Below are 25,968 nucleotides of genomic sequence, written 5' to 3' on the forward strand. Positions count from 1 at the left end.
GCTCACGCCTTTTCGCGGAACATCTCGATAATGGCGGAAAAATCCCTGCCGCCATTGCCCTGCTTGTCGAACAGCGCATAAAGCTGAGCCGCTTCCGCACCGAGCGGCGTCGAGGCGCCGCTTGCGAGCGCCGCCTCCTGCGACAGCCTCAGATCCTTCAGCATCAGCGCTGCGGCAAAGCCCGGCTTGTAATCGTTGTTGGCCGGCGAGGTCGGGACCGGCCCGGGCACCGGGCAATAGGTGTTGATCGACCAGCACTGTCCCGATGAGGTCGAGGCGACGTCGAACAGGGCCTGGTGCGAGAGGCCGAGTTTTTCGGCCAGCACGAAGGCTTCGCAGACGCCGACCATCGAAATGCCGAGGATCATATTGTTGCAGATCTTCGCCGCCTGGCCGGCACCCGCCTCGCCGCAATGAACGATCTTCTTGCCCATCGCCTCGAGGATCGGTTTCGCCCGGGCGAAGGCCTCGTCCGAACCGCCGGCCATGAAGGTCAGCGTGCCGGCAGCCGCGCCGCCGGTGCCGCCGGAAACCGGCGCGTCGAGCGACGGGCAGCTCGCGGCCTTGGCCATTTCATGCGCCTTGCGGCTGCTGTCGACATCGATGGTGGAGCAATCGATGACCAGCGTATCCTGCGCCGCGGTCTGGAGGATGTCGGTCCAGGCCGTCAGCACGTGCCTGCCCTGCGGCAGCATTGTGATGACGACTTCCGCGTCCTTGACCGCCTGGCTGGCATGGCTTGCCGGCTTGACGCCGCCTTTCTCGGCCGCCTTCAGCACCGGGGCCGCGAGATCGAAGCCGAGGACCTCGTGGCCTGCTTTGACCAGATTGGCCGCCATCGGCCCGCCCATATTGCCAAGCCCGATGAATGCGATCCTTGCCATGGTCTTCTCCTATCGGTTGTCTTCGAGAATCATCGCCGCCGCCTTTTCGGCGATCATGATCGTCGGCGAATTGGTGTTGCCCGAGGTGATCGACGGCATCACCGAGGCATCGGCGATCCTGAGCTTGCCAAGCGCCCTGAGCTTCAGCCGGGGATCGACGACACTGTCCCGGTCGGTTCCCATGCGGCAGGTGCCGACCGGATGAAAGATCGTCGTGCCGATATCGCCGGCCGCCCGCTCCAGGTCGGCCTCCGTCTGATAGCTCGGTCCCGGCTTGAATTCCTCCGGCCGGAAACGGGCGAAAGAAGGCTGCGCGACGATCCTGCGCGTCAACCGTATGGAACGGACAGCTATGTCACGATCGCGCTGCGTCGAGAGGTATTTCGGGCTGATCGTCGGCTGGGCGGCAAAATCCGGGCTCGACAGATGCACCGAACCGCGGCTTTCTGGCCTCAGATTGCAGACGCTTGCGGTGATTGCCGGGAAGGGATGGACGGGGTCACCGAACTTTTCCAGCGACACCGGCTGCACGTGATATTGCAGATCAGGCGTTTCCCGGTCGGGGCCTGAGCGGGTGAAGATGCCGAGCTGGCTCGGCGCCATCGCCATCGGGCCGGAACGGCGCACGAGATATTCGAGCCCGATCGCCGCCTTACCGATCAGCCGGGTCGCCTTCTCGTTCAGCGTCGGCACACCCGTCACCTTATAGGCCAGGCGCAGTTGCAGATGGTCCTGCAGGTTCTCGCCGACACCCTTCACCTCGGTGACGACATCGACTCCGGCTTGGCTGAGAACCTCGCCCCTGCCGATGCCCGACAGTTCCAGAATATGCGGCGAGCCGATCGAACCGGCCGAGAGAACGGTTTCCTTTGCTGCATAGGCGCGCTTCGCCACGCCCTGGTGCTGGAATTCGACGCCGGCGACCGCCCCCTCCTCCACCAACAGCCGCCGGACCTGTGCCTTGGTCAGCACGGTCAGGTTGGGGCGCCGCATCGCTGGCCTCAGGAAGGCCTTCGACGTGTTCCAGCGGATGCCCGAGCGCTGGTTGACGTCAAAATAGCCGGAGCCTTCGTTGCTGCCGCGGTTGAAATCCTCCGTCTCCGGAATTCCGGCTTCCCTGGCCGCCTGCTGAAAGGCATCGAGCACGGCCCAGCGCACCCGCGCCTTCTCGATGCGCCATTCGCCGCCGGCCCCATGCATGTCGTCGGCGCCGCGGTAAAAATCCTCGGACTTGCGAAAGAACGGCAGAACATCGTCCCAGCCCCAGCCGGTGCAGCCCATCTGCCGCCAGAGATCGTAATCGCGCGCCTGGCCGCGCATATAGATCATGCCATTGATCGATGAGCAGCCGCCGAGCACCTTGCCGCGGGGATAGCTCAGCGACCGGCCGTTCAGCCCCACTTCCGGCGCCGTGGTGAAGCACCAGTCGGTGCGCGGATTGTTGATGCAATAGAGATAGCCGACCGGGATATGGATCCAGTGGTAGTTGTCGCTGCCGCCGGCTTCGAGCAGCAGTACCCGGCTCCTGCCGTCGGCGGACAACCGGTTGGCAAGCACGCAACCGGCGCTGCCTGCCCCGATGATGATGTAGTCGTAACGATCCATATGCGCCCGAATTTTCCAGATGCCTGCCGCATCCCCCTCCCCGCGGCGCGGGGAAAGAGGAAAATCTCAACCGCCGCCCGTCTCTTCCCCGGGGAAGAGGCTGCTTTCCCGGAAAAGAGAGGTCCGCCCGCTCAGCGGCGATAGACGAAGCCCAGTTTCCGTCCCAGCCGCGAGGCGTAGAATTCGCCGATGATGCCGCGGCGGAAGATCAGCACGCAGATCATGAAGACGACGCCTGTGATGATCGTCACTGGAAATTCCGACGTGGCGAGGTAGTTCTGCAGCACCACCACCAACCCCGCGCCGAAGAGCGGGCCGATCAGCGTGCCGATGCCGCCGAGCAGCGTCATCAGGATCACCTCGCCGGACATCTGCCAGGCGACATCGGTGAGCGTCGCGAACTGGAAGACGAGCGATTTCACCGCGCCCGCCAGACCTGCCAGCGCTGCCGACATGACGAAGGCGCCGAGCTTGTAGCGCGCCACCGAATAACCGAGCGAGATCGCCCGCTGCTCGTTCTCGCGGATCGATTTCAGGATCATGCCGAAGGGTGAATTGATGAAGCGCCAGATGATCAGTATGCCGACGAGGAACACGGCCAGCACGAAATAATACATGTTGGTCGAGCTGTTCAGATCGATGAAGCCGAAGAGATGGCCGCGCGGCACGGACTGGATACCGTCCTCACCCTCGGTGAACTCCGCCTGCAGGCAGAAGAAGAAGAACATCTGCGACAGCGCCAGCGTGATCATCGAAAAATAGATCCCCTGGCGGCGGATCGCGAAGAAGCCCATGACGAGGCCGAGAAGGGCAGCCCCCGCCACGCCGATCAGGATGCCGAGTTCCGGCGGCAAGCCCCATGCCTTGACCGTATAGGCGGTGAAATAGGCCGCACCGCCGAAGAAGGTGGCGTGGCCGAAGGAAAGCAGGCCCGTATAGCCGATCAGCAGGTTGAAGGCGCAGGCAAAGAGCGCGAAGCAGAGCAGCTTCATCAGGAAGATCGGATAGAAGAAGAACGGCGCGAGCAGGAGCAGCAACAGCCCGATGGCGAGGAAGCCTGCCTGCACCGACAGGGCGGTTCGGCTTTTTTCCGTTCGGATGGTTTCGGTGATGTCAGCCATGTCAAGCATCCCGGCCGAAGAGGCCCGCGGGCCTGATGAGAAGCACGATCGCCATGATGACGAAGATCACGGTGTTGGAGGCCTCGGGATAGAAGACCTTGGTCAGGCCTTCGGCGATGCCGAGCACGTAACCGGTCACGATCGCGCCCATGATCGATCCCATGCCGCCGACCACGACCACGGCGAAGACGACGATGATCATGTTCGAGCCCATCAGCGGCGAGACCTGATAGATCGGCGCCGCCAGCACCCCGGCGAAGGCGGCAAGGCCGGCGCCGAGCGCATAGGTGAGCGTCAGGAGCACCGGCACGTTGACGCCGAAAACCTGCACCAGCACCGCGTTTTCGGTCGCAGCCCGGAGATAGGCGCCGAGCTTGGTCTTCTCGATCAGCAGCCATGTGCCGAGGCAGACGACGAGGGAGACGACGACCACCCAGCCGCGATAGATCGGCAGGAACATGAAGCCGAGGTTGGCGCCGCCGGCAAGGGCTGCGGGCGTCGCATAGGGCTGGCCGGACGAACCGTAGAGATAGCGGAAGGTGCCTTCGACCGCCAATGCCAGCCCGAAGGTGAAGAGCAGGCCGTATAGCGGATCGAGATCATAGAGCTGGCGCAGGAACAGCCGCTCGATGATGGCACCGGCAAGGCCGACGATGACCGGCGCGAGGATCAGCGACGGCCAGTAGCCGATGCCGGCATAGGTCAAGAGCAGATAGGCGACGAAGGCGCCGAGCATATATTGGGCGCCATGGGCGAAGTTGATCACCCTGAGCAGGCCGAAAATAATGGCGAGGCCGAGGCTCAGCAGCGCATAGAACGAGCCGTTGATCAAGCCAATCAACAGCTGGCCGAGCAGTGCCTGCAGGGGAATGCCGAAGATCATCGTCATCTGGTCACACTCCCGAGGCGAAGGTCGATTTCGACCATGCGCAGCCGTCTACCCTCCTCATTCCTGTGCTTGTCACAGGAATCCAGCCGGCCCAAGTCCTTGGGCCGAAATGACTCTCCCGCGCCGCCGACGCGGCGCTGCTGGATCCCTGTGACAAGCACAGGGATGAGGGAGGAGATGTTGACGTCCAATACCCTGGAAGCACATGTGATGGTCATCACCATACCTAGACTCCCAGAACCTTGTGCAGCGTATCCATGCGCTGCGGCAGTTCGCCGACCGGGAATTCCGACACCATCTGCCCATGATCCATGAGATAGAAGCGATCGGCAATACGGCTAGCGAAACGGAAGTTCTGCTCGACGAGCAGGATCGTCATGCCGCGTTCCTTCAGCGTCTTCAGCACCTCGCCGATGCGCTGAACGATGACCGGCGCAAGCCCTTCCGTCGGTTCGTCGAGAATGAGCAGCCGCACACCGGTGCGGAGAATCCGGGCGATCGCCAGCATCTGCTGCTCGCCGCCGGAAAGCTTGGTGCCCGGGCTGCCGCGCCGCTCGTAGAGATTGGGGAAGAGCTCGTAGATCTCGTCGAGCGTCATGCCGCCCCCTGCCACGACAGGCGGCAGCAGCAGGTTTTCCGAAACGGTGAGCGTGGAAAAGATGCCGCGCTCTTCCGGCACGAAGCCGATGCCCCGGTGTGCGGTCTTGTGCAGCGGTACCTGCATCATGTCGCTGCCGGCAAAATTGATCTTGCCCTTGCGGGCGCGCACGATTCCGGTGATGGTGCGTAGCGTCGTCGTCTTGCCGACGCCGTTGCGGCCGAGAATGGTAATCGTCTCACCTTCGCCGACCCGCATGTCGACGCCGTGCAGGATATGGCTTTCGCCATACCAGGCGTTCAGTCCCTGGACTTCGAGCAGAGCGGCCATCAGTGCTCCTCCGTGCCCATGTAAGCGACGCGCACGCGCTCGTCCTGGCTGACGGTGGCATAATCGCCCTCGGCGAGGATCTCGCCGCGCTGCAGCACGGTGACATGCTGGCAGATATTGGCGACGACGGAGAGATTGTGCTCGACCATCAGCACTGCCCGATCGCGGGCGACCTCACGGATGATTGCCGAGACGACGCCGACATCCTCCAGCCCCATGCCGGCCATGGGCTCGTCGAGCAGCAGCACCTTCGGATCCAGCGCCAGTGTCGTGGCGATCTCCAGCACGCGCTTGCGGCCGTAGGAAAGATCGGCGGCGATATGGTCGCGCTCCTTGGAAAGGCCGACGCTGGCAAGCAGCTGCTCGGCGCGCTCGTTCAGCCGGTCGAGTGCTGAAAGCGGCCGCCAGAACTGCGTGGAAAGGTTGTTCGGCCGCTGCAGCGCCACGCGCACATTGTCGAGGACCGAGAGATGCGGAAAGACCGCCGAGATCTGGAAGGAGCGCACCAATCCCATGCGCGCCACCCTGTCGGGCGGCGTGCCGGTGATATCGGTGCCCATCAGGGTGATCGTGCCCGCCGTCGGCTGCAGGAACTTCGTCAGCAGGTTGAAGACCGTCGTCTTGCCAGCGCCGTTCGGGCCGATCAGCGCATGGACGCTGGCATCGTGCACGTCGAGATCGACGTTCTTGACGGCCGTGAAGCCGCCGAAATCACGGCGCAGGCCGCGGGCTGACAATACCACCCGCGGCTTGGCCTGAGTTTCAATCGCGGAAACCGCCATGATGCTTACTTCACCAGATCACAGCCGCTCTTGGCGGGATCGATATAGGCTTCCTTGCCGGGGATGGTGGCGAGAACGTTGAAGTAATCCCACGGCTCCTTGCTTTCGGAAGGCTTCTTGACCTGCAACAGGTACATGTCGTGGATCATCCGGCCGTTGGCGCCGACCGAGCCGCCGCGGCCGAAGACGTCGTCCACGGACATTTCATGCAGCAGCTTGGCGACGGCATCCGTCTCGTCGGTGCCGGCCTTCTGCACCGCCTTCAGATATTGCGTCACTGCCGAATAGGTGCCGGTATGGACCATGTTCGGCATCTTGCCGGTGCGGTCGAAGAACTTCTTGGCGAAGGCGCGGCTTTCGTCGTCGCGGTTCCAGTAATAGCCTTCGGTCAGCGTCAGGCCTTGCGCCGCCTCGAGGCCGAGGCCATGGACCTCGGCGAGCGTGAAGAGCAGCGCCGCCAGATGCTGGCCGCCCTGGGTGATGCCGAATTCGGCCGCCTGCTTGATGGCGTTCGAGGTGTCGAGGCCGGCATTCGCGAGGCCGATCACCTTGGCGCCGGATGATTGGGCCTGCAGCAGGAAGGACGAGAAGTCCTGGCTCGACAGCGGATGGCGGACGGCACCGACAACCGTGCCGCCGCTCGCCTTGACGTATTCGCTGGTCTGCTGCTCCAGGGAATAGCCGAAGGCATAGTCGGCGGTCAGGAAGAACCAGCTGTCGCCGCCCTGCTTGACGAGGGCGCCGCCGGTGCCGACGGCCAGCGCATGCGTGTCATAGGCCCAGTGGAAGCCGTAAGGCGAGCAGGCCTTGCCAGTGAGATCAGTCGTCGCCGCACCGGTGACGATGTCGATCTTCTTCTTCTCCTTGGCTATTGCCTGTACGGCGAGCGCCACCGACGAGGTCGTCAATTCCATGATCGCATCCACCTGCTCGGTGTCGTACCACTGGCGGGCGATGTTGGAGGCGATATCCGGCTTGTTCTGGTGGTCGGCATCGACGATCTCGACCGGAACGCCGAGCACCTTGCCGCCGAAATCCTCGACCGCCATCTTGGCGGCCTCGACGGAAGACTTGCCGCCGAAGTCGGCATAAACGCCCGACTGGTCATTCAGAATGCCGACCTTGACCTTGCCGTCGGTCGCGCTCTGCGCGAGCACCGCCGTGCTGCTCGCAAGCAGAAATGCAACGGACGCGATGAGATTCTTTCCCATATTCTCTCCTCCCAGAGATGAGCCAAATTGCGGATCTGTTCAGATTTGGCCAGCCGCACTCCTCAGAACGGCCGACCCTCGCCTTACGATCACGGAAATTCCGTGTTGAAGCAACGGGTGATTTACAACTAATTCCAAACAGTATCTGTTCGTTTTTGAACAGGGACAAACTAGGCAATTCCAGCAAACGCTCCTAAAGCGCGAAATGGTAAGCGCTTAGCCCTAGAAATAGGGCAGTTTCGCAGCCTGGGCAGGCATGGCAGCATTAGACGAAAGACCAATCGCGTATTCGTATATTGAGATCAGCACGCCGCTGCAGTTGAAGGGCGATCCACTCAGGCGCAAACGACGCCGTGTAGCCGTACTCCTAAACTCCCATCCAACGGTCTTGACGATGACAGATCTTGGCGAGCCGCCGGGTGGATGCGGATGGGAGCGATGATAATCCACGCTTCGGCTGAAGCGATTGATTTTCTTAATCCTTGGCCAACATTTGCCAAGCCATGCGAAAGTCCGCTCCACAACCCCGCCAACCGCTGGAGGCGATCGAGCGTGCGATGTACGGCAGGGCTGAAACCGCGCCCGCTCAGCGCACGCATGTCGCAGCTCAGCCGACCTGGGCTTGAAAAGCGAGGCAGACCTCGGTTAACCGTCAGTTATTTCGGCTTACGCAGATCCAGAGATCCAGTCGGAATAGGAACCACACTGGCAAGTCGTTGGCCTACCACCGCACCGATCGTGGCAACCCCGGAGGTCGTCCTGGATGCCGGCTCGATCTGGCGAAGAAACAGTCCGCTATCATCTGCAAGAGATCCGATGGTAATCATCGGCTCATCGTCGACGAAAAGTATCAATCCAATGCCTGATCCAAGCCTATCCTCCACCCTGCATGGCAGGGCTCGCAGTACGGTCTCTGCGTTTGTCGAAAACAGGGATTTCACAAGCCCGCCAAGTGCTTCGACCTTATTGACGAACGGCCGCACGACGAGCGTGACCGCTTCTTCAGATAGAGTGAGTTCGACGGAAAACTGAGCCGGCGCGGAACCGGTCGGCAGGCAAGCACTATAAAGCTGAAAAATCGCGGCACGGGTGAAATTCAGGCGTGTATCATGGGATTCGGCTTCGACGATTGATTGGAGAAAGCGTGAAGAGTTCACTGCCGGATTCCCTCTTTCGAATCGGGATAGCCCGATGATGAGTCAATATACGATACCGCTTCTCGGAGCGAGCCGTCCGCATTATTCATAACTGCCGACCTTCGAAAATCTCCAGTTTGTCCCCGATATCCTGGATATACCGCGAATATTTGGCGAAGCTAGAGCCTTTCCGGGTTAGATTGCAGCATTCTGTTGGCTCATTCGGAGTCGGATGGTCGGCCGCCGGCGCGCGTCGTAGCCCAGCTCTACGGCCAAGCCGGCCGGTCGATCAGCTGGCCCGTTTCAGCCAACCCCCGGTGGTTTGCTTGCAAACCAGCTAGGGCCGGGCATCGGGATCAAAGGCGATCGGCTCGGACGTACCAAGAGGTATGCCCTTCGCCAATCGCCTGCTCCGGCAGAATGCTTCAAGCTGACCCGGAAAGGACGCTAGCGAGCCAGTTTAGATCGCAAAATATGGAAGCATTTAGGTCAATACTCTGGCGTGTTGAGATCGCTGTCACTCGTCCGTTCGCGCAACCATCCCGGTTCGCGGGCGCGCTTCCGATCGTCGTGTCACGCATGTTTTCGTCTTGATATCGGCCTCCACCTTCGATGCTGGCGGCGGAATGGCGCCGGTGGCCCTGATTATTGAAGCTTGAGGGCGGCTTCGCGCAGAGCCTGCCAAGCAGGGCTGCCATCATTATGGATGTCGAATTTGTCGTAGTCGTCCTCAGGATAGAGGCCCGAGTCCTGGGTGCTGGTGAGCCGCCAGACCACCCAGCCTCCGCAATCCGACGTGGCGATCGTGTTCAGCCACGTTCGATAGGCGTTTGCCTGATCGGCATCGGATCGCGGAATTCCAAACTCCTCCAGGATCACCGGTTTTCCGATATCCCGCCCGATCGCGCAGTATTCGCGAATGCGGGCATCGAAATCGGAATGGCTCATTTTGACGTAGGATGGGTAGCCATGCCACGTGCCGAAATCGACGCTCGGAATGTTCATATCCGCCAGCTTCTGATCCATGTTCCCATGGCCCGTCGTTACCAGCTGTTTCGGTGCCAGGGATTTGACATAGGCTGACATTTCCGACACCCAGTCATGAAGGAGCGGTTTGGGATGGATGTCAGGTTCGTTGGCCAGATCCCAGGCAAATATGGTGGGGTCATCGGAATAGCGTACACCGGTAATCGTATTGACGCGCGACAGAACATGCCGGACCCATGCCTTGTAATCGCGTCGGGTTCGCGGATCGGCGGCAAAAAAGGTGTATTTGTCCGAACTGCCGTACCAGGCGTTCATCTGCTGGGCACCGCCTGTATAGGCCCAGAAATCGACGAATGCGAGGATCAGCTTAAGCTTGCGCTTCGCCGCTTCGGCGATGAGGTAATCGACCTTTTGCAGGCCGTCAGGTCCGTCGTTGGGAACCATCTTGTTGGTTATCGGATCCCAACTCATCATATAGATGCCCTTGGTTCCCAAATTGCTGGAATCGGCCGTGCTTTTTGAATTCCAGATCGTCGGCACCCGGCCGTCCAGCGATCCTATCACCGGCTGCAGGAAGGTGCGCACCACATTGGCACCCATTGCCGTGGCATCGTCCAACACACGGGTGACCTCGCCTGGCGAGCCAAATGTCAGATAGTGGTTGTTTACGCCGGCCACGCGAAATGGCTTGCCGTCCAGAAGGAAGCCCCCCCCTTTCGTCGTGACGAAAGACTGCTGCGCAGATGACTGCGCGTCCGTAGGTCCGACCTGAGCAGACCAAAAAAGCGCCAGCGCCGCCGCGCCGATGGCGAAATTCCGGAAATGATGAATACGCCTCATGCGAAGAAACTCCCTTTCAAGCCCGTGACGCAATTCCGATTTGGTCTGTCTCGTCGAGGGAATTGCCGTAGGTCGCGGCATCGGCAGCCGCTGATGGTGCGATGGTGGACTGGGTCGCAGTGTGCCGGGTGGCCCAATACAATGCCGGGCACAGAAGCAGGCCTTCCAGCGAAACGGCAATGACGCAGAAGTTGGCTGTGCCGGCGAGCCCGAATTGCGCACCGCCGATGGCGGCTGCGATCTCCAGCAGCGCACCGCCGGTCAGGACGAGCGTGGCAAAACCCAGGCGCCGTCGGACACGTTGAACCGCCAGATAATGATACTTCAACGCCATTCCGAAAGCAGCAACTCCAAGAAACTGGAGGCCATTTCCCGCAATCACGGCATAGGCCGGATTGAATATCCAGAGCATGAAGCCTGACAGGAAGAGGAACGCCAAGGCGGTCGCCGCGCAGACCAGCATCGACAAGCCGAGCGACAGGCGCAGGCGCGAAGGAAATAGCTCCGGCTCCCGCATAGCGATGGCAAACAGCACCGAGGCGAGTGAGGCAGGGACGAGAAGCGCGACGTTCAGCACCGTCCAGGCTGCATAGAAGGCGGCGTTGATCTCAGCGGACAGCATCACCGTGACGACGAAGGGCAACAGCAGCGCCGGCGCCTGAACAGCCATGCTGAGCGTATGATGGCCGAAAACCTGTCCGAGCACCGGGCGGAAGGCGCGGATCTCCGGCCGGTGGAAAACGCGTCCGCCGGCATAAACAAGAAGCCCGGCCACGACGACCAGCGAGACAAGCTGCCCGGTAAACCAGGTGGTGAAGATCTCCAGTCCGCTGGTCGCCCGGCCAAGTGTCAGGCCGAGAGCCATCAGTAGAAGAAGCTTGCTGGCGGCAAAGACGACATTTCGGGTCAGTTGAAGGCCACTGCGCAGAAGGCCAACCAGGGCTTGGTCCAGCACGAGGGTCACGGCCGTCAGAGCGCAACCCGCGACGAAGAAGAGATCGGTCGCGGAGGAACCTACGATCGAGCCAAGCTGCGTCGATGTATAGGCTGCGATGACAAGATAGATCAGCCCCACGACGATGGAGGCGCTGAACGAGGCCAGGAGGGCGCCCGTCAGAAAGGGGCCCGCTCTCTTCTGACGGCCTATCTCGCCCATCAGGAAGGGCCCGAGACCGACTTCACCGAGATTCGCGAGGAGATTCATCAACGATAAGGCAGCGGCGGCGAAGCCAACAGCTTCGGCCGAAAAGGAACGCGCCGCGAACCACCAGTAGACGAAGCCGAGAATGGCCGTCACCAACGTTCCAAGCCCCAGCATGCCTGCATTGAGGAGCAAAACCGCCTGATTTAACAGGAGGCTGCGGACCTTGGTCGTGGCGGCGCTGAGGGTCATCATGCCTATTCCACCGGTTCGAGAGCGCGAGCAGGAACGGAGGTGAACGGTCGCGTAAGGGCAGCGCGGGTCCGGCCGAAAGCGAAGCCGGCCGCGGTAGCCGCCAGGCCGGCACCCAACGCGACGGCGCGAAGAAGGCCGCTCGGCTGGCCAAGCAACAGATCAGCGAATCCCCGCATAGCCCCTTGGGGCAACGTCGTCGTCATATAGGTCTTTTCCGACGCCAACGCCTCGCCGGAGCCTGCCATCAACGACAGGCTTGCCTTCGAAAGCCCTTCGGCCCAGCATCGATGAAGGAAATATTTCCACGTCGCGCGATCGGCGGGGATGGCGTGATCGCTGCCGCTCGATGGCTCGAAAACGAAACGGCCATCCGGCAGGGCCCTGGTTGCCCGGATGCAGAGTTCTGTTTCCTCGCATCCGAGCGGCAAGGCCTTGGCCGTTCGCCCCAAGCCGGAATCGAAGCCGCCCGTATGATCGAAGACGTCGCGGCGGATGCACATGGACGCGCCGATGAGGTTGCGCACCGGCCCCGGATGAAGGCCGCGATAGGTGCAGCCGAGGGTCCACAGGAATTCGTCGGGAAACCAGGACGGACGGTCTGTTTCCCACAACGGGCGGATAGCGGACACGGCGCCCAGAACCGAGGGATCCTCCAGTTGCCGCACCAAGGTCGCCAGCAAATCTTGATCCGACACGGCGTCGTCGTCGAGAAACAGGATGACCTCGCCGGAGCTGACAGAAATTCCGGTATTGCGGGCGCCGGAGAGGCCGGGCGGATCAATATTCTCGACGATCCTGACCAGCGTTTCGAAGCGCTTGGTGCGCAGACGCAGAGCGAGCGCCGGGTTGTGATCGACGACGACGACGATCTCGTCCGCGGGCGGGACTTGGCGCGCTGCCGCCTCGATTGCTTTGTTGAGAATGTCCCAGCGCTTGTCGGAATAACAGCAGATGACGATTGCCGTCGTAAGCTTGCCGGGCACGGGGTGCTGGACATTATCCATTTTTCGTCCCCGGAGCGGACTGAAGGGTTATTCCGGTCGGTGCCGGGGACTGGAGCGTGTCGATGGTCATCCAGACCTTGCGGTAGATCGTTCCCCTGTCGCCGTCCTTGTAGAGCCAGGCTTCCAGCCGTGCGGGGGGGCTCGTTTTTGTCGGCACGGAGAATTCGAAGGTTTGGGTGGAGGAAGGTGCCAGTTCGAAGGCTGGCATCGTTCCAATCAATGTGCCGCCCAGAACAAGGTCAAGACTGTAAAGCGTCTTGGCGTCTTCCGAATTGCGCACGCCGACCGTTACCACATTGTTCGTCCAGTTCCATTTGGGCACCATCCAAAGCTCGGTGAAATGAAACGGCTTGCGTTCAAGCGCGACCGGGCGCGCCACGAGGACGGAACCCGTCGCCAAGACCATGGACGCTGCGAAGACCCCAAAACGGCGGCCGGGCCAAGCCCAGGGAATGGCTGGAACCGGCCTTGCGAACTGCAAAACGACATTCAGCCACCGAACGGCGATCGTCGTCAGGCCCAACGCGTAGACCCAGCCTCGCGCATCTAGATGCCCGACGACATGCAGCAGAAGCCCCAAAAAAATGCAGACCGCAAAGCTCAGGAACACCGAGAGCGTCCCCCTCGTGACCATATCGCCTTCTATGCGCAGGGTGTCCGCCAGCATGCGCCCCGGGAGATAGAGTATCAGCGGCGCGCAGAGCGCCAGGCGGACCGCCTTCTCCCAGGTCGAAAAGGTTTCGGGCAGCCACGTTACGGCCGACGCAGCGGCAAGAACCCACAGCGGAATGGTTCCCAGAAAGACACGGCGGGCCATCATCCGGGAGGAGCTCCTGCATCCGCCAATGCCGTCGCGCCGATGATCTGAGCGGCACCCGGGTTCACCTTCATGAGTTTCTGGCGGATCACGTTCGGGTCGAAGGATTTCTGGACGAGATGAACGATCTTGCTGTCCAGCCGGCTCAGAGTGAGGCCGAGACGGCTATGGATCTGCGTCAGATAGGCCCCGCGCGCATCGCGCATCGTCGGCGACTGGTGCATCACATCGAGCAGAAAGACGGAATAGAGCGTCCATTCCCCGAACCGTGTCTGGTCTTTTGACGCGCTCAGCCCCTTGAGCAACTCGACGTAGGGTTTTGAGCCGTATTTCGCCGCGATGTAGTCATTCAGCGCAATGAGCCATTCGCGCTTGAAGCAAAAGAAATCGTTGATGAAATCGACGTAGCGAGAAGACCGGGCCGGCGCGACGCCGAGGATCTTCGCAACATTGCGCAACCGTTTCTTCTCGAAACGGTAGTGCAGATCGGGAAGCCTGTGGCTGGAATAATAGAGAACCGGTTCGCGCCCGTCGATCAGATCGTTCCTCGCGATGGGCCGCAGCAGCAGTGTGTCCGCGCCGAGATTACAGAAATGCTCGGTCCTGCAGAATTCGAAGGCACGCAGCTTGATGATCTGCTGCCGAAACCAGCCGGGAAGTTCCAGTTCGCTGGCCGAAAGCCAGTCGTTGTCGCCGGTGACGGCGGCGCCGGGCATGAGACCCTTCGCGTCGAGGAAGACCCTTAAAGCGGCCGGGTTGTCGGTGACCATGGTCAGGTTTCCCTTATCGGGGAAATGCTGCTGGTAGGAGCGAAGGGACGCTTCGAGCAAATATTCGATGTCCCGCGAATGGACGCACATGAAAGCGTCGATACGGCTATCGATCATCGCGAATCTCCGTCTGTTCGTCCCAAGGATTGCGCCGGCTCTCCAGTCCGCTTACCGGGGACGGAGGGCTGCCGTGTTTTCCCGAGCCGCCCGACGTCGAAAATGACCATGAAGCCGTTGTCGAAGCTACGGTCGACATCGGGCTCGGAATTGAACTTGAGCAGCGACGACGACTGGAGGGGGACCATGTGGTTTCGGTCTTGCGCGCCGCCGTCGAAATAGACGCCGACACCAGGCAGGCCGGTGGTCATGCGCAGGTCGACCATGACGAAACCGATTCCCGAGTCGATCAGCAGCTTGCGTTCCATCGGACCGAGATCGGCTGCAGTGATGGCCATGCCTGTATCCTGCCCACTCTCGAGCGTGGTCGAGACCTTTTGCCGGCCGTAGGTGGACAGGAGCAGGCGATTGATCCGGTCGGCTGCGAAATGCTGGTCGCCGCCCAGCCATTCCCTGGTCCACCTTGCGGCGCTGATCCCCATCGGTTCTATCGACGAGGAGTCGGCCGACACTTCATAGCCGGCCGGAACCAGGATACGTGGTCCCTCGGAGCTGATGACGCCAGCAATCAGCACCATCGTTGCGGCGGCGGCAAGCGCCGTTGCGCGCAGCCAGCCACGCGACGTGCCGTGCCAGAACGCCGCAACGGCCACCGCGACGACAATTGCGACGCCGAGAAAGGATAGCGAGCCGATGCGGTTGCCGATCTCCCACCCACTGCGCGTCAGGCGGAAGATGATGCTGAGGGGGTAGGCCAGCGTCACCAGAACGAGGACAACGAGGAGGCTTGACCGCCATAGGCGCCATCTGGTCGGCGGCCAGAGGATGCTCGCATTCCGAGGCTGCCCGTTGAAAACGAGCGAGCGGAGAAAGCCGGTGAGAAGTCCCAGGCAGATTAGCGCGACGCCCGCCATCGTCAGGTAACGTTGCCAAGCAGGCGCTAAGGCTCCCGTGTCCGACACGAAAAGCTTACGCGTCGAGGTCGAACTCGACACGAGTTGCGCTACCTCGTGCAGGCCGCCCGCCAGTACGGGAAGGATGTAGCCGCCGGTGGGATTCCCGACGATCTTCGACCAGGCGACCGGAGCAATCACGGCGATCAAGGCCAGCAGGATCGCCTGCCGCCTCCGCATAGCGGACGCGCCCTGTCTCAGGCTTTCCATCACCGCCGTGGCGCACAGAAGGGCCGTGCAAAAATAGGAGGTGAGATGATGAGTAGCCGCAAGCGCCACGATCAGGACCATGGCGGCGACGACCGTCGGCCAGGCTGCCGCGTCGCTTCGCTCCATGCGTCGGCTTTCCGAAGCCAACAGCACCGCCGCAAGCATGGGGATCGCCAGGCTTTCATAGGAATAGTGGACGTCGAACAGCAAAAACGTGGACGAGCCCATATAGATCAGGCAGGCGATGGAGGCGATCCGTGCCGAGCCCGTGATCTTCTCAAAGAGCAGGAATAGCGTGAGCATCAGCATCATCCGTGCCGCCGCCAACACAATGAGGCCTGCCGCGAAAACGGACAGTCCGGAGAGGCTGACCAAAGCGGACGTTATGAGCTCCAGCCCGGGATAGAGCGGGCTGACCGGCAAAAGCGGATTGGGCAGGAACAGTCGTCCCGCCTCCAGAATGTCGTTCACCGTCGCCCAATGCAGGAACTCGTCATGGTCTATGAAGGCGACGGGCGCGCGGATGAGACGTACCACGAAGAGGGCTGAGGTGACGATCACTATGAGCGCCAAGCGCTCCAGGCGGCTGGCTCCCGGATGGATGATTCGCGCCGCCGCGGGGAGAAAGATCGCGGCGATGGCGCAATAGAACGTTGGAACCGCCCAGCCCTCTCCCAGCCGACTGGCATTTGCAGCAAGAGCGGCCACAACAAGGGCGCAGCCGCATAGGAAGGCAAAGACCGGCGACATCCCCAGCGATGAAGGATCGGCAACGTCCCCGACCGCGCTGTCCTGCCTGCGCAGGCCCAGAAATGCGGCGATCCACAGACCGACGCGTGGAATGGAAACCCTTCCTGGATAACCATGACGATAAGCTCCGTCCTGGTAGGCCTTCTGCCGGCCTGGAGAAGCCCGCCCCTTAACAACGGTCATGGTGCTTCAAATCTCCAAGCAGTGCAGGACCGGTTCGCAGTTCAGGCTGCGGATGCGAAAGGACGCGTTTGTACACCACCAGCAGCCGGTCCGTGCAATCGTTCCAGTCCGGCAACCTCGTCTCGATTGAGATCGGCCCCGCGTCCATGGCCGCCAGCATTTCACGCGCGATGAAGTCTGGCAAAGCGTTGAGCGGAACGGATCGCACGAGGCCCTCCTCAGCCAGCTCCCGAAAGCCGGATGTGTCGGCGGTCAGTACGGGAGCCTTGACCGAAAGCGCCTCCATAACCGCCACGGGATGAGCTTCATAATCGCTGAGGAGTACGACGAGAGCGGCCGAAGACAAAAGATCGGCCATTGCAGACCGGTCGGCAGGCGGAATTGCCCCGATCTCGACACGGTTGCCAAGCCCGAGCTCGGCCACCTGCTGACGCAGCTTCGCCTCATAGGGTCCTTCTCCCAGGATCCGAAGGCGCATATCAGGGAATTTCTGTGCCAGGACATGAAATGCAGCAAGCGCCCGATGATGACCTTTATAGCGCTCCAGCCTGCCGAGCGAGACAATCAGCGGCCTGTCGTGAGGCGAAGCCGGTCGCCGCCCGGATGTTTCCGGCAGGCGCGCGCCATTGGGGATAACGATGAACCGATCTCTCGCGATTGCCATACTCCGGCTGAAGAGATCCGCTTCGAATCGCGACACGCCAATGAGTTGCGCTGCCCTGGCAGCCAGAGGCGCAAGCATTCTATGTTGGAGGCGCCGGATCGAGGTCCGAAATGGCGACGAATGGCCACCGCTGTGAAAGGTGACCACGAAAGGAAGGCCTTTGCGCGATGCGGCGGCCATTCCCAGCGGTGCCAGGAAGGTGTGGTAGCCCTGAACATGCATCAGGTCCCAATCCCCTTCGGCAACCGCCCTGAACACGCCGGGAGCGAAGCACCAATCCCGCCCACGGGGAAACGTCTTCAGCCTGACAATCTGCACGCCGTCTCGGGTTTCCGCTGCCGGAAGAAGGCCGTCGGGATTGCCCGTCAATACCGTCACCGCATGCCCCTTGCGCACGAGCCGGCTTGCGACCTCGCTGACATGGGTTTCCGTTCCTCCGGCAAAAGGCAGGTATCTCGCGCTGAGCATCAAAATGCGCATCATGCGGCCTCGCCAATTGAATCCAGACCTCAGGAAATGCCCTGCTCGAGGACTTGGACGCCCGTCGGCGTACTGACGCGTTCTCGGAAGATCGTCTTCAGCACGCGCCAGCCGTCCGGAAGCGCACGCAGATTGCTGACGCCGTAGATACGCTCCGATTCAAAGCTCGCGACCTCCATGATTTTGAGGTTGTTCTTGAGAGCCCGCAAATTGATCAGCGTCTCAATTTCGAAGCCGTCGCAATCGGCGCGCAGCAAGGGAACATGCCGTCTCCAAAAGCCCATGTAGCCGTAGCAAAGATCGCTAAAAGAGCTGCCATAGAGCATCCGGACCAGGAGGGTCAGGCCCAGATTGCCGAAACGGCGGATGACGGTCATGTCGCTGGTGCCGCCACCCTGCATAAAGCGCGAACCCTTGACGAAATCCGCACCTGCAACAAGAGCCGCGACGAACAGGATGATTTCGTAGGGATCCATCGACCCGTCAGCATCAAGCATCACGATCATATCACCAGATGCGGCTTCGAAGCCCGTCCGCAATGCGATGCCTTTGCCCTTCTTAGGCTGAAGTACGATCTTGACATCATCGCGCATGCTTCGCGCTATGTCCGGCGTTCCGTCCGTCGATCGCCCATCGACGATGATGATTTCATGCACCCATGTCGGGATGCGGGGCAAAAGCAGCTTAATGTTTTCCGCTTCGTTCAAGGTTGGAATGACGAGTGAGGTCCTTGGCAAATTGAACATCGGACCTTGGACCGGCATCGAGGAATGCGAGGATTCTAAAGCTTCGATTATAGACATAAGCTCTCCTTGGCGTTTTGGACCGCGTGACAAATCGCAAATCGACGATGCCCCTGAGCTCTTTGGCCGAGAGGAGGACTAAACTCTCCCAGTCGGGAAGAGTATGTGGTTATGCCTCAATGTACTTTGATCAGATCGCCAGGCTGTAAGACCGTTTCTTCGGTCGCAGGTTCGACGATGACACCATTCGGTCCAGGCCGAACGATTTCGAATTCAACATCGGCAGTATCATTCGACGACACCATGGACCGGAAAATTTCAAGATCGCTCTCGGTCGTCTTCAACGCCGTGGATAGGCCTCTTTCGGCATCCGCAGCCGACTTTTCGATCTCGATCTTGCGTTCGATACGATCGCGCTCAACGTCTTGTTTTGCTGCCGCCAGCCGTTGCTTTGCGCTCTCGACATCGATGACGGCTTGCTGCTTTCGATCTTCCGACTCGGTCAGTTCGCTTTGTGCCCGGGTCAACTCAATGCTGGTGACAAGTTTGTTTTTGGCCAAATTCTCGATACTTGCCAGCCGATCCTGACGAACCCGAATGGTTGCATCATAATTGCCGACGCGTGCCTGACGCAGATCGAGATCGGCCTGAGCATTGGCAACAGATTTTGCGTAAGCACTGCTCTGCGCATCCTTGCTCGTCGTTACCAATTGGCGCTGCCATGCTTCATCATCCAGCAGCCGTTGAGCATCGGGATCGGGACCAAGAACAGGTGTGCCAATGCTGGCAATTTGTACGGAATCGCGTTTCGCCCTGAGCACTTCGGTTCGCGACGCAAGCCGCTTCAGATCGGCCAGCCCAGCCTTCAACCGCTCGATCTGGCGTGATATTTCCACACTCTGCCATGGCTCAATACTCTTCGCAGCCATGCCGCCGGCTTGCGCGACGGCGTGCAGAACAGTCATGCCATCAACATATCGAAACGACCCAGGATTCCGAACCGGGCCAGTAATATAAATTGGCTGGTGCTCAATCTTGACGATATTCACGAACCCCTTTCTGCCGACCAAACTTTCGTACGAAGGAAGAATTATCGCCTCCACATCCGCCGGAGGAAGCCCTCGAACCGGGAAGCGTCCCAAAAGAGGAAGCGAAATCGTCCCGTCCGCTTCAACGACGTATTCGCCAGTGAGCTCGGGCCGCTGGTAAAAGTTCCAGGGAACCGTGCCCCGTGAGCCCGTCCAGCGATCTTCGACGGAGGCCAAGCTTTCGTAAAATGCAAGATCCAATTTATCGCCTGAGCGAAGAACGTCACGCAACAATTGAGGCCGTCGCGCCGAAGTGTCACCAGATGTCACAACCGAGACCGATTTCGTGGGCGCAGGTAACTCTTCTGATGCCGCCGTCAATGGAACAATTGCTGCGAATACCATGCACAGTATTGTTTGATTTAGGCGAGAACCACTTCTCACCCTATATTGAGGCCTAGCTGGCGATATTATCTGCGAAAGCTTCATGATCGAATTTCCGCCTTGAAAAGGCGCCGATGGCCCCCAGATACTTTTAAGGTTAACATAATAATAATCATATTCAATAGTAGTTAAGAATAATTAATACATACACCAAAGAGTCTTGGAGCTTGGCTCGAAAAGAATTCAATAAACATAGTATCTTGCGGTCGATCTGAAGACGATGCGAATGTGACTGATGATGATCCAGGCTCGGGCCGAATCGATTGATTTTTCCAAATCCTTTGGGAGAACCGCAGACATCTGCCAAGCCATAGTGCGCCACGACCAAGCGGCGTGATAGCGCTGTGGATTAGGCCGCCAGACGGCGGGAACTGCCCTACGGTCGGCCGGGCACTCAGTATAAGCAGGAAGGCTCAAGCACAGGCTTGAGGATGGCTTATCCAGTTTCGACAGGTTGATCTGATGGTCGGTGGCGTCCGGCGGAGACGCTGGACAACCAAACGCAAACTGCAGATCATCGGGAAGAGTTTGCCCCAAGGGAGACCATTTCCTCGGCGGCTCTCGGACTTGGATATTGTGTCGGCGATAGGAAGTTTACCTGCTTCCCGCCCAACGGATTGTCTGATTATCGGAATATATTTTGCGCGTATTACGGAAGAAGTCCGCGAGAAGGTGGTCGGCCACAGGCGTTTACTAGGCGAGTTTGAACAGCATCGCATCGGCCCCTGCTGGAAACCAGCGATAATGACGGCAGGTGCGGATTACGCAATTCATTATTGGATTTTGAATAAAGGGAATCGCGATGACCAAACCACCGCAGTTTACCTGGGACGATCTGCAGTTTTTTCTCGCCGTCGCCCGCACCGGCCAGCTCTCGACGGCGGCCCGCCAGCTGCGCTCCAGCCATGCCACCGTCTCGCGCCGTATCGACCGGCTGGAATTCACCCTCAAGGTCAAGCTGTTCGAGCGAAATCCGCGCGGATACGTGTTGACCGCCATGGGGACGCGATTCGTCGAGACGGCCGAGCGGATGGAGCAGGAGACCGAGCGGCTGCGCGCCGACCTCGCCGACGGCTCGATGGCGCAGCGCGGCCTCGTGCGCCTGAGCGCACCGGAGGGCTTTGCCAATTTCTTCTTCGCCACCGTGCTGCCGCAGTTTGCCGCCCAGCATCCGCATCTCTCGCTCGAGCTGGTGACGATCCAGCAGATCATGTCGCTGTCGCGCAAGGAGGCCGATCTTTCCGTTGTGCTCGATGAGCCGAAAGGCGGGCCTTACTACGCCGAGAAGCTGACCGACTATCATCTGCAGATTTACGGCTCGCGCGACTATCTCGCAAAGGCGCCCGATATCACCTGCCGTGAGGATCTGCTTGAGCATCCCTTCGTCAGCTATATCGAGGAAATGATTTTTGCGCCGGGGCTCGACTATCTCAGCGACGTGCATCCGCGCATCAAGCCGCAGTTCCAGAGCTCCAGCATCTTCGCGCAACTCACCGCCACCCGAAACGGCCTCGGCCTCTGCATCCTGCCCTATTTCTTCGCCAGCCGTTATCCCGAGCTCGTGCGCGTGCTGCCCGAGGAGATCGACCTCAAGCGCCAATACTGGATCACCTGCCATCGCGACCTGAAACAGGTGCCGCGCGTGCGCGCCGTCATCGACTTCCTGCGCGCGGCCGTGCGCGGCGAAGATGCGCGCTTCGTGCCGCCCTTTGTCGCCGCCGCCAACGCCACGCGTCGATCGGAATCCGAAACGTGATTACTTGAGAAACTCGGCCCGATGCGGCGTGAAGCTATCGATCAGCCGGCCCTTTTCCAGCGCCTTGACGCCGTGAACGAGATTGGGCGGCACGATGAAGCTGCCGCCCTGTTTCAGCACCTCGGTGCGGCCATCGATCGTCACTTCGAAGCTGCCTTCGGCGACATAACTTGCCTGGATGTGCGGATGCGAATGGGCAGCTCCGACGGCGCCGCTTTCGAACGCCACTTCCACCATCATCATTTCGGGCAGATAGGTCATGATGCGCCTGACGACGCCGGGCTCCGGATTGACCCATTCGGCGCCTTCGGCCGATACGAACAGATCGCTTGACGACATTTCCGCCTCCTCATTCCAGAATCGAACGCGGGCAAAGTGGATCATGCCGCGGCGTTTGAAAAGATGGCGCGGCTCGTCTTTTCGACGCGTGCGCCCGCTGTTGACGCGATCGGTCGGCGGGTCTATGGCCAGTTTGAAGGCAAGCCTGATGAACGGTGAGGAGACGCCGCCATGCAGCATACGCGCGAGGTTTTCGACTGGGCCGACCCGTTCCGTCTGGTGGAGCAGCTGACCAACGAGGAGCGCATGGTGCAGGATACCGCCCATGCCTATGCACAGCAAAAGCTCGCTCCCCGCGTTCTCGACGCCTTTCGCAATGAAAAGACCGATCCCGCCATTTTCCGCGAAATGGGCGAACTTGGCCTGCTCGGCCCGACGATCTCGCCCGCTTACGGCGGTGCCGGCCTCGGTTATGTCGCCTACGGCCTGATCGCTCGCGAGGTCGAACGGGTCGACAGCGGTTACCGTTCGATGATGAGCGTGCAGTCCTCTCTGGTCATGGTGCCGATCGAGACCTTCGGCTCCGAAGCGCAGAAGGTGAAATACCTGCCGAAATTGGCGGCTGGCGAATGGATCGGCTGTTTCGGCCTGACCGAACCCGATCATGGTTCCGACCCTGGCTCGATGGCGACGCGCGCCAAAAAGGTCGACGGCGGCTACAGCCTCACCGGCTCGAAGACCTGGATCTCCAATGCCCCGATCGCCGATGTCTTCGTCGTCTGGGCAAAGACCGAGGACGGCCTCATCCGCGGCTTCATTCTCGAAAAGGGCTGGAAAGGGCTTTCGGCTCCCGCCATCCACGGCAAGGTGGGCTTGCGCGCCTCGATCACAGGCGAAGTGGTGATGGACGAGGTCTTCGTGCCCGAGGAAAACCTCCTGCCCGGCGTCACCGGCCTCAAGGGACCGTTCACCTGCCTCAACTCGGCTCGCTTCGGTATTGCCTGGGGCGCTCTCGGCGCGGCGGAAGATTGTTATGCCAGGGCACGGCAATATACGCTTGAGCGCAAGCAGTTCGGCCGGCCGCTCGCCGCCAACCAGCTGATCCAGAAGAAGCTCGCCGATATGGCCGCCGAGATCGCCCTCGGCCTTCAGGGTTGCCTGCGGCTCGGCCGCATGAAGGAGGAAGGCGCCCCGCCGGTGGAGCTGACCTCGATCCTCAAGCGCAACAGCTGCGGCAAGGCACTGGAGATGGCGCGGGCCGCCCGTGACATGCTCGGCGGCAACGGCATTTCCGACGAATTCGGCATCGCCCGCCATCTCGTCAACCTCGAGGTGGTCAACACCTATGAGGGCACGCACGACATCCACGCGCTGATCATCGGCCGGGCGATCACCGGCATCGCCGCCTTTGCGAACTAATGCATGTCGCCCAAAAGTGTGGAGCGGTTTTGGGACAACGACATGCATGAGACAAAGGTGCGTATCGGCGAATTGCCACGCGCCTGACAATGTGCAACTTTCCCGCAGCTACGGCTCGAAAGCCGGCAAAGAGGGGGATCGCGCATGTTTCTGCTTCTTGCATTGCTGATTGGCGTCATAGCGGGTCTTCGCGCCATGACGGCGCCGGCCGCCGTCGCCTGGGGCGCCGCTCTCGGCTGGTTCGATGTCTCCCAGACGCCGCTTGCCTTCATGGGTTACCAGTGGACGCCGTGGATCTTCACGATCCTCGCCGTCATCGAGCTGATCACTGACCAATTGCCGTCCACGCCGTCGCGCAAGGTGCCGGTGCAGTTCGGCACCCGTATCGTCACGGGCGCGCTTTCGGGCGCGACGATCGGCGCGGCCAGCAGCCTGCTCTTCGGCGGGCTGATCGCCGGCGTGATCGGCGCCGTCATCGGCACCTATGGCGGCGCCGCCGTCCGCGGCAGGCTTGCCGCCTCCTTCGGCAAAGATCTGCCGGCCGCGCTCATCGAGGATGCCGTCGCCGTCATCGGCGCGGCGCTGATCGTGGGGGCCGTCGCATGAAAAACTTCGACGCCATAGTCATCGGCGCCGGCCAGGCCGGTCCATTTCTCGCCGCTCGGATGGTCGAGAAGGGCATGAAAGTGGCCCTCATCGAGCGCAAGTTTCTCGGCGGCACCTGCGTCAATGCCGGCTGCATGCCGACCAAGACCCTGGTCGCCAGCGCCCGCGCCGCCCATGTCGCAAGAAACGGTGCCATTTACGGCGTCAACATCCCGGGCGAGATCGCCATCGACATGAAGGTGGTCAGAGCCCGCGCCGAGACGGTGACGAAGAATGCCCGCAACGGCCTGATCGGCTGGTTTGACAGCATGGACGGCATGAGTGTGATTTACGGTCACGCCCGTTTCGAGGATGCAAAGACCATCCGCGTCAATGGCGAGACGCTGACGGCGCCGCGCATCTTCCTCAATGTCGGCGCGCGGCCGGTCATCCCCGATCTGCCGGGCATCGGCGGGATCGATTACCTTACCAGCACCTCGATCATCGATCTCGACACGCTGCCGCGGCACCTGGCGGTGATCGGCGGAAGTTATATCGGGCTGGAATTCGCGCAGATGTATCGCCGCTTCGGCGCCGAGGTCAGCGTCGTCGAACACGGTCCGAAGCTCGCATCGCGCGAGGACGAGGATATATCCGACGCGATCGCCGACATCCTGCGCTCTGAGGGCATCGCGGTTCACACCGACGCCGGCGACATCGCCTTCGCGCGAAACGGCAGCGGGGTCGGCGTCACCGCCGGTCCGGCCAGGATCGATGCAAGCCATGTGCTGATCGCCACCGGCCGCAGGCCGAACACCGACGACCTCGGCCTCGATGCCGCCGGCGTCGTTACGGACAAGCGCGGATATATCACCGTCGACGACACGCTCGCCACCAATGTCGAAGGCATCTTTGCGCTCGGCGACTGCAACGGCCGCGGCGCCTTCACGCACACTTCCTACAATGATTTCGAGATTGCCGCCGCCAACCTCCTCGACGGCGAGAACCGCAAGGTGTCGAGCCGCATCCCCGCCTACGCGCTCTACATCGACCCGCCGCTCGGCCGCGTCGGCATGACCGAGAAACAGGCGCGCGCCTCCGGCCGCAGGATCATGGTCTCGACCCGGCCGATGAGCCGCGTCGGCCGCGCCACCGAACGCGGCGAAACCAAGGGGTTCATGAAGGTGATCGCCGATGCCGAGACCAAGCAAATCCTCGGCGCGGCGATCCTCGGCATCGAGGGCGACGAGGTGATCCACGGCCTGATCGATGCGATGAATGCGGGAACGACCTATCCCGCGCTGAAATGGTCGGTGCCGATCCACCCGACGGTGTCGGAGCTGATCCCGACGCTGCTTGCAGATTTGAAGCCCGTGGCCTGACCCTTCGGGAACAACCGGGACGGGCTGCCATGTCTATCGAAGCGCTGATCGAGAATTACGGCCTGTTGGCGATCTTTCTGGGCGCCGCCTTCGAAGGCGAAACCGCCGCCTTTCTCGGCGGCGTGATTTCCCACCGCGGGCTGCTCCCCTATTGGTCGGCGTCGCTGGCGGCGGTGGCCGGATCCTTCGCCGGCGACCAGTTCTGGTTCTTCGCCGGCCGCTATGCCGCGCAATGGGCTCTTGTCCGCCGGCTGATGGAAAAACCCGCGCTCGCTCGCGTCACCCGGCTGCTGGAAAAATATCAGACCGGCTTCATCCTGGCGTTTCGCTTTCTGGTGGGATTGCGGACGATCAGCCCGATCGTCATCGGCACGACGGGGATAGCGACGGGAAAATTCGTCGTCCTGAATGCCGCAGCCGCGCTGGTCTGGGGGCAGCTATTCACCGCGCTCGGCTACCTGTTCGGCCACGGCATTCAGCAGACACTCGGCCACCTTCCCCTTCATCGGCATCTGCTGATTGCGGTCGCAGCCGCGGCCGTCGTCGCGGGCGCGGCTCTTGTTTTTCGCCGGGTGAAATCAAACGGCAGGCGCCGGTAAGTGCGA

23 protein-coding genes are annotated in these 25,968 nt (G+C 61.1%); 5 read left to right on the plus strand and 18 right to left on the minus strand.

What is annotated here, in order from left to right:
- Positions 1 to 2 precede the first annotated feature (2 nt).
- The 17 genes from mmsB to J0663_RS27620 all read right to left on the minus strand — a co-directional run bounded on the left by mmsB (position 3) and on the right by J0663_RS27620 (position 19,903).
- Positions 3 to 884, minus strand: coding sequence for a 3-hydroxyisobutyrate dehydrogenase (gene mmsB / locus J0663_RS27540; RefSeq protein WP_207245553.1), 882 nt, complete (start codon positions 882 to 884; stop codon positions 3 to 5).
- 9 nt (positions 885 to 893) lie between these two features.
- Positions 894 to 2,489, minus strand: a complete 1,596-nt coding sequence (locus J0663_RS27545) for a GMC family oxidoreductase (RefSeq protein ID WP_207245554.1) — start codon at positions 2,487 to 2,489, stop codon at positions 894 to 896.
- A gap of 131 nt (positions 2,490 to 2,620) precedes the next feature.
- A complete protein-coding gene (locus J0663_RS27550; RefSeq protein ID WP_207245555.1) occupies positions 2,621 to 3,610 on the minus strand; it encodes a branched-chain amino acid ABC transporter permease in 990 nt (329 codons plus the stop codon).
- Position 3,611: 1 nt separating this feature from the next.
- Positions 3,612 to 4,499 (minus strand): branched-chain amino acid ABC transporter permease, encoded by an 888-nt coding sequence (locus J0663_RS27555; RefSeq protein WP_207245556.1) that lies wholly within the window; start codon positions 4,497 to 4,499, stop codon positions 3,612 to 3,614.
- Positions 4,500 to 4,725: 226 nt separating this feature from the next.
- Positions 4,726 to 5,427, minus strand: a complete 702-nt coding sequence (locus tag J0663_RS27560) for an ABC transporter ATP-binding protein (protein ID WP_207245557.1) — start codon at positions 5,425 to 5,427, stop codon at positions 4,726 to 4,728.
- Positions 5,427 to 6,209 (minus strand): ABC transporter ATP-binding protein, encoded by a 783-nt coding sequence (locus J0663_RS27565; RefSeq protein WP_207245558.1) that lies wholly within the window; start codon positions 6,207 to 6,209, stop codon positions 5,427 to 5,429. Before J0663_RS27565 ends, J0663_RS27560 begins: the two co-directional genes overlap by 1 nt.
- Before the next feature lie 5 nt (positions 6,210 to 6,214).
- Positions 6,215 to 7,420 carry an ABC transporter substrate-binding protein gene (locus J0663_RS27570; protein ID WP_207245559.1) on the minus strand — a complete coding sequence of 402 codons (1,206 nt, stop codon included), beginning with the start codon at positions 7,418 to 7,420 and terminating at the stop codon, positions 6,215 to 6,217.
- Between the two features lie 656 nt (positions 7,421 to 8,076).
- A complete protein-coding gene (locus tag J0663_RS27575) occupies positions 8,077 to 8,577 on the minus strand; it encodes a hypothetical protein (RefSeq protein ID WP_207245560.1) in 501 nt (166 codons plus the stop codon).
- 624 nt (positions 8,578 to 9,201) lie between these two features.
- Positions 9,202 to 10,383 carry a glycoside hydrolase 5 family protein gene (locus J0663_RS27580; protein ID WP_207245561.1) on the minus strand — a complete coding sequence of 394 codons (1,182 nt, stop codon included), beginning with the start codon at positions 10,381 to 10,383 and terminating at the stop codon, positions 9,202 to 9,204.
- 16 nt (positions 10,384 to 10,399) lie between these two features.
- Entirely contained in the window at positions 10,400 to 11,779 is a 1,380-nt protein-coding gene (locus tag J0663_RS27585) for a polysaccharide biosynthesis protein (protein ID WP_207245565.1), read from the minus strand.
- 2 nt (positions 11,780 to 11,781) lie between these two features.
- Entirely contained in the window at positions 11,782 to 12,783 is a 1,002-nt protein-coding gene (locus tag J0663_RS27590) for a glycosyltransferase family 2 protein (protein WP_207245566.1), read from the minus strand.
- Complete coding sequence (locus tag J0663_RS27595; RefSeq protein WP_207245567.1) at positions 12,776 to 13,603, minus strand: hypothetical protein; 828 nt, start codon at positions 13,601 to 13,603, stop codon at positions 12,776 to 12,778. Before J0663_RS27595 ends, J0663_RS27590 begins: the two co-directional genes overlap by 8 nt.
- A complete protein-coding gene (locus tag J0663_RS27600) occupies positions 13,600 to 14,487 on the minus strand; it encodes a DUF6492 family protein (RefSeq protein ID WP_207245568.1) in 888 nt (295 codons plus the stop codon). The genes J0663_RS27595 and J0663_RS27600 overlap by 4 nt, the downstream gene beginning before the upstream one ends.
- Complete coding sequence (locus J0663_RS27605) at positions 14,484 to 16,583, minus strand: hypothetical protein (protein WP_207245569.1); 2,100 nt, start codon at positions 16,581 to 16,583, stop codon at positions 14,484 to 14,486. Before J0663_RS27605 ends, J0663_RS27600 begins: the two co-directional genes overlap by 4 nt.
- Positions 16,570 to 17,730: a glycosyltransferase family 4 protein gene (locus J0663_RS27610; protein WP_207245570.1), complete on the minus strand. Its 1,161-nt coding sequence runs from the start codon at positions 17,728 to 17,730 to the stop codon at positions 16,570 to 16,572. The genes J0663_RS27605 and J0663_RS27610 overlap by 14 nt, the downstream gene beginning before the upstream one ends.
- 26 nt (positions 17,731 to 17,756) lie before the next feature.
- Positions 17,757 to 18,530: a glycosyltransferase family 2 protein gene (locus tag J0663_RS27615; RefSeq protein ID WP_207245927.1), complete on the minus strand. Its 774-nt coding sequence runs from the start codon at positions 18,528 to 18,530 to the stop codon at positions 17,757 to 17,759.
- Positions 18,531 to 18,646: 116 nt separating this feature from the next.
- Positions 18,647 to 19,903, minus strand: coding sequence for a polysaccharide biosynthesis/export family protein (locus J0663_RS27620; RefSeq protein ID WP_246590465.1), 1,257 nt, complete (start codon positions 19,901 to 19,903; stop codon positions 18,647 to 18,649).
- An 841-nt stretch (positions 19,904 to 20,744) separates the two neighbouring features.
- Between J0663_RS27620 and J0663_RS27625 the strand changes: the two genes are divergently transcribed.
- The gene (locus J0663_RS27625; RefSeq protein WP_207245571.1) at positions 20,745 to 21,698 is read left to right on the plus strand and encodes a LysR family transcriptional regulator; all 954 of its coding nucleotides are present in this window, start codon (positions 20,745 to 20,747) and stop codon (positions 21,696 to 21,698) included.
- On the opposite strand, the gene J0663_RS27630 is transcribed toward J0663_RS27625, so the two are convergent.
- Positions 21,699 to 22,037, minus strand: a complete 339-nt coding sequence (locus J0663_RS27630) for a cupin domain-containing protein (RefSeq protein ID WP_097616871.1) — start codon at positions 22,035 to 22,037, stop codon at positions 21,699 to 21,701.
- Between the two features lie 171 nt (positions 22,038 to 22,208).
- Between J0663_RS27630 and J0663_RS27635 the strand changes: the two genes are divergently transcribed.
- The 4 genes from J0663_RS27635 (at position 22,209) to J0663_RS27650 (ending at position 25,962) form a co-directional block, all read left to right on the plus strand.
- Complete coding sequence (locus J0663_RS27635; protein ID WP_207245572.1) at positions 22,209 to 23,396, plus strand: acyl-CoA dehydrogenase; 1,188 nt, start codon at positions 22,209 to 22,211, stop codon at positions 23,394 to 23,396.
- A 144-nt stretch (positions 23,397 to 23,540) separates the two neighbouring features.
- Positions 23,541 to 24,002, plus strand: a complete 462-nt coding sequence (locus J0663_RS27640) for a DUF4126 domain-containing protein (RefSeq protein ID WP_207245574.1) — start codon at positions 23,541 to 23,543, stop codon at positions 24,000 to 24,002.
- Entirely contained in the window at positions 23,999 to 25,363 is a 1,365-nt protein-coding gene (locus tag J0663_RS27645; protein WP_207245575.1) for an FAD-containing oxidoreductase, read from the plus strand. The genes J0663_RS27640 and J0663_RS27645 overlap by 4 nt, the downstream gene beginning before the upstream one ends.
- 29 nt (positions 25,364 to 25,392) lie before the next feature.
- The gene (locus tag J0663_RS27650) at positions 25,393 to 25,962 is read left to right on the plus strand and encodes a DedA family protein (protein ID WP_207245576.1); all 570 of its coding nucleotides are present in this window, start codon (positions 25,393 to 25,395) and stop codon (positions 25,960 to 25,962) included.
- The last annotated feature ends 6 nt before the right edge of the window (positions 25,963 to 25,968 follow it).

This window comes from Rhizobium lentis, from assembly GCF_017352135.1.
In the GTDB taxonomy this organism is placed as follows: Bacteria; Pseudomonadota; Alphaproteobacteria; order Rhizobiales; family Rhizobiaceae; genus Rhizobium; species Rhizobium lentis.

Bases quoted from the DNA above. Each gene is read 5' to 3' on its own strand.
- J0663_RS27545 (WP_207245554.1), bottom strand. From the start codon at position 2,489: ATGGATCGTTACGACTACATCATCATCGGGGCAGGCAGCGCCGGTTGC.
- J0663_RS27580 (WP_207245561.1), bottom strand. From the start codon at position 10,383: ATGAGGCGTATTCATCATTTCCGGAATTTCGCCATCGGCGCGGCGGCG.
- J0663_RS27610 (WP_207245570.1), bottom strand. From the start codon at position 17,730: ATGATGCGCATTTTGATGCTCAGCGCGAGATACCTGCCTTTTGCCGGA.
- mmsB (WP_207245553.1), bottom strand. From the start codon at position 884: ATGGCAAGGATCGCATTCATCGGGCTTGGCAATATGGGCGGGCCGATG.
- J0663_RS27555 (WP_207245556.1), bottom strand. From the start codon at position 4,499: ATGACGATGATCTTCGGCATTCCCCTGCAGGCACTGCTCGGCCAGCTG.
- J0663_RS27560 (WP_207245557.1), bottom strand. From the start codon at position 5,427: ATGGCCGCTCTGCTCGAAGTCCAGGGACTGAACGCCTGGTATGGCGAA.
- J0663_RS27590 (WP_207245566.1), bottom strand. From the start codon at position 12,783: ATGGATAATGTCCAGCACCCCGTGCCCGGCAAGCTTACGACGGCAATC.
- J0663_RS27585 (WP_207245565.1), bottom strand. From the start codon at position 11,779: ATGATGACCCTCAGCGCCGCCACGACCAAGGTCCGCAGCCTCCTGTTA.
- J0663_RS27565 (WP_207245558.1), bottom strand. From the start codon at position 6,209: ATGGCGGTTTCCGCGATTGAAACTCAGGCCAAGCCGCGGGTGGTATTG.
- J0663_RS27550 (WP_207245555.1), bottom strand. From the start codon at position 3,610: ATGGCTGACATCACCGAAACCATCCGAACGGAAAAAAGCCGAACCGCC.
- J0663_RS27635 (WP_207245572.1), top strand. From the start codon at position 22,209: ATGCAGCATACGCGCGAGGTTTTCGACTGGGCCGACCCGTTCCGTCTG.
- J0663_RS27650 (WP_207245576.1), top strand. From the start codon at position 25,393: ATGTCTATCGAAGCGCTGATCGAGAATTACGGCCTGTTGGCGATCTTT.
- J0663_RS27620 (WP_246590465.1), bottom strand. From the start codon at position 19,903: ATGGTATTCGCAGCAATTGTTCCATTGACGGCGGCATCAGAAGAGTTA.
- J0663_RS27625 (WP_207245571.1), top strand. From the start codon at position 20,745: ATGACCAAACCACCGCAGTTTACCTGGGACGATCTGCAGTTTTTTCTC.
- J0663_RS27570 (WP_207245559.1), bottom strand. From the start codon at position 7,420: ATGGGAAAGAATCTCATCGCGTCCGTTGCATTTCTGCTTGCGAGCAGC.
- J0663_RS27595 (WP_207245567.1), bottom strand. From the start codon at position 13,603: ATGATGGCCCGCCGTGTCTTTCTGGGAACCATTCCGCTGTGGGTTCTT.
- J0663_RS27645 (WP_207245575.1), top strand. From the start codon at position 23,999: ATGAAAAACTTCGACGCCATAGTCATCGGCGCCGGCCAGGCCGGTCCA.
- J0663_RS27605 (WP_207245569.1), bottom strand. From the start codon at position 16,583: ATGACCGTTGTTAAGGGGCGGGCTTCTCCAGGCCGGCAGAAGGCCTAC.
- J0663_RS27615 (WP_207245927.1), bottom strand. From the start codon at position 18,530: ATGTCTATAATCGAAGCTTTAGAATCCTCGCATTCCTCGATGCCGGTC.
- J0663_RS27630 (WP_097616871.1), bottom strand. From the start codon at position 22,037: ATGTCGTCAAGCGATCTGTTCGTATCGGCCGAAGGCGCCGAATGGGTC.
- J0663_RS27600 (WP_207245568.1), bottom strand. From the start codon at position 14,487: ATGATCGATAGCCGTATCGACGCTTTCATGTGCGTCCATTCGCGGGAC.
- J0663_RS27640 (WP_207245574.1), top strand. From the start codon at position 23,541: ATGTTTCTGCTTCTTGCATTGCTGATTGGCGTCATAGCGGGTCTTCGC.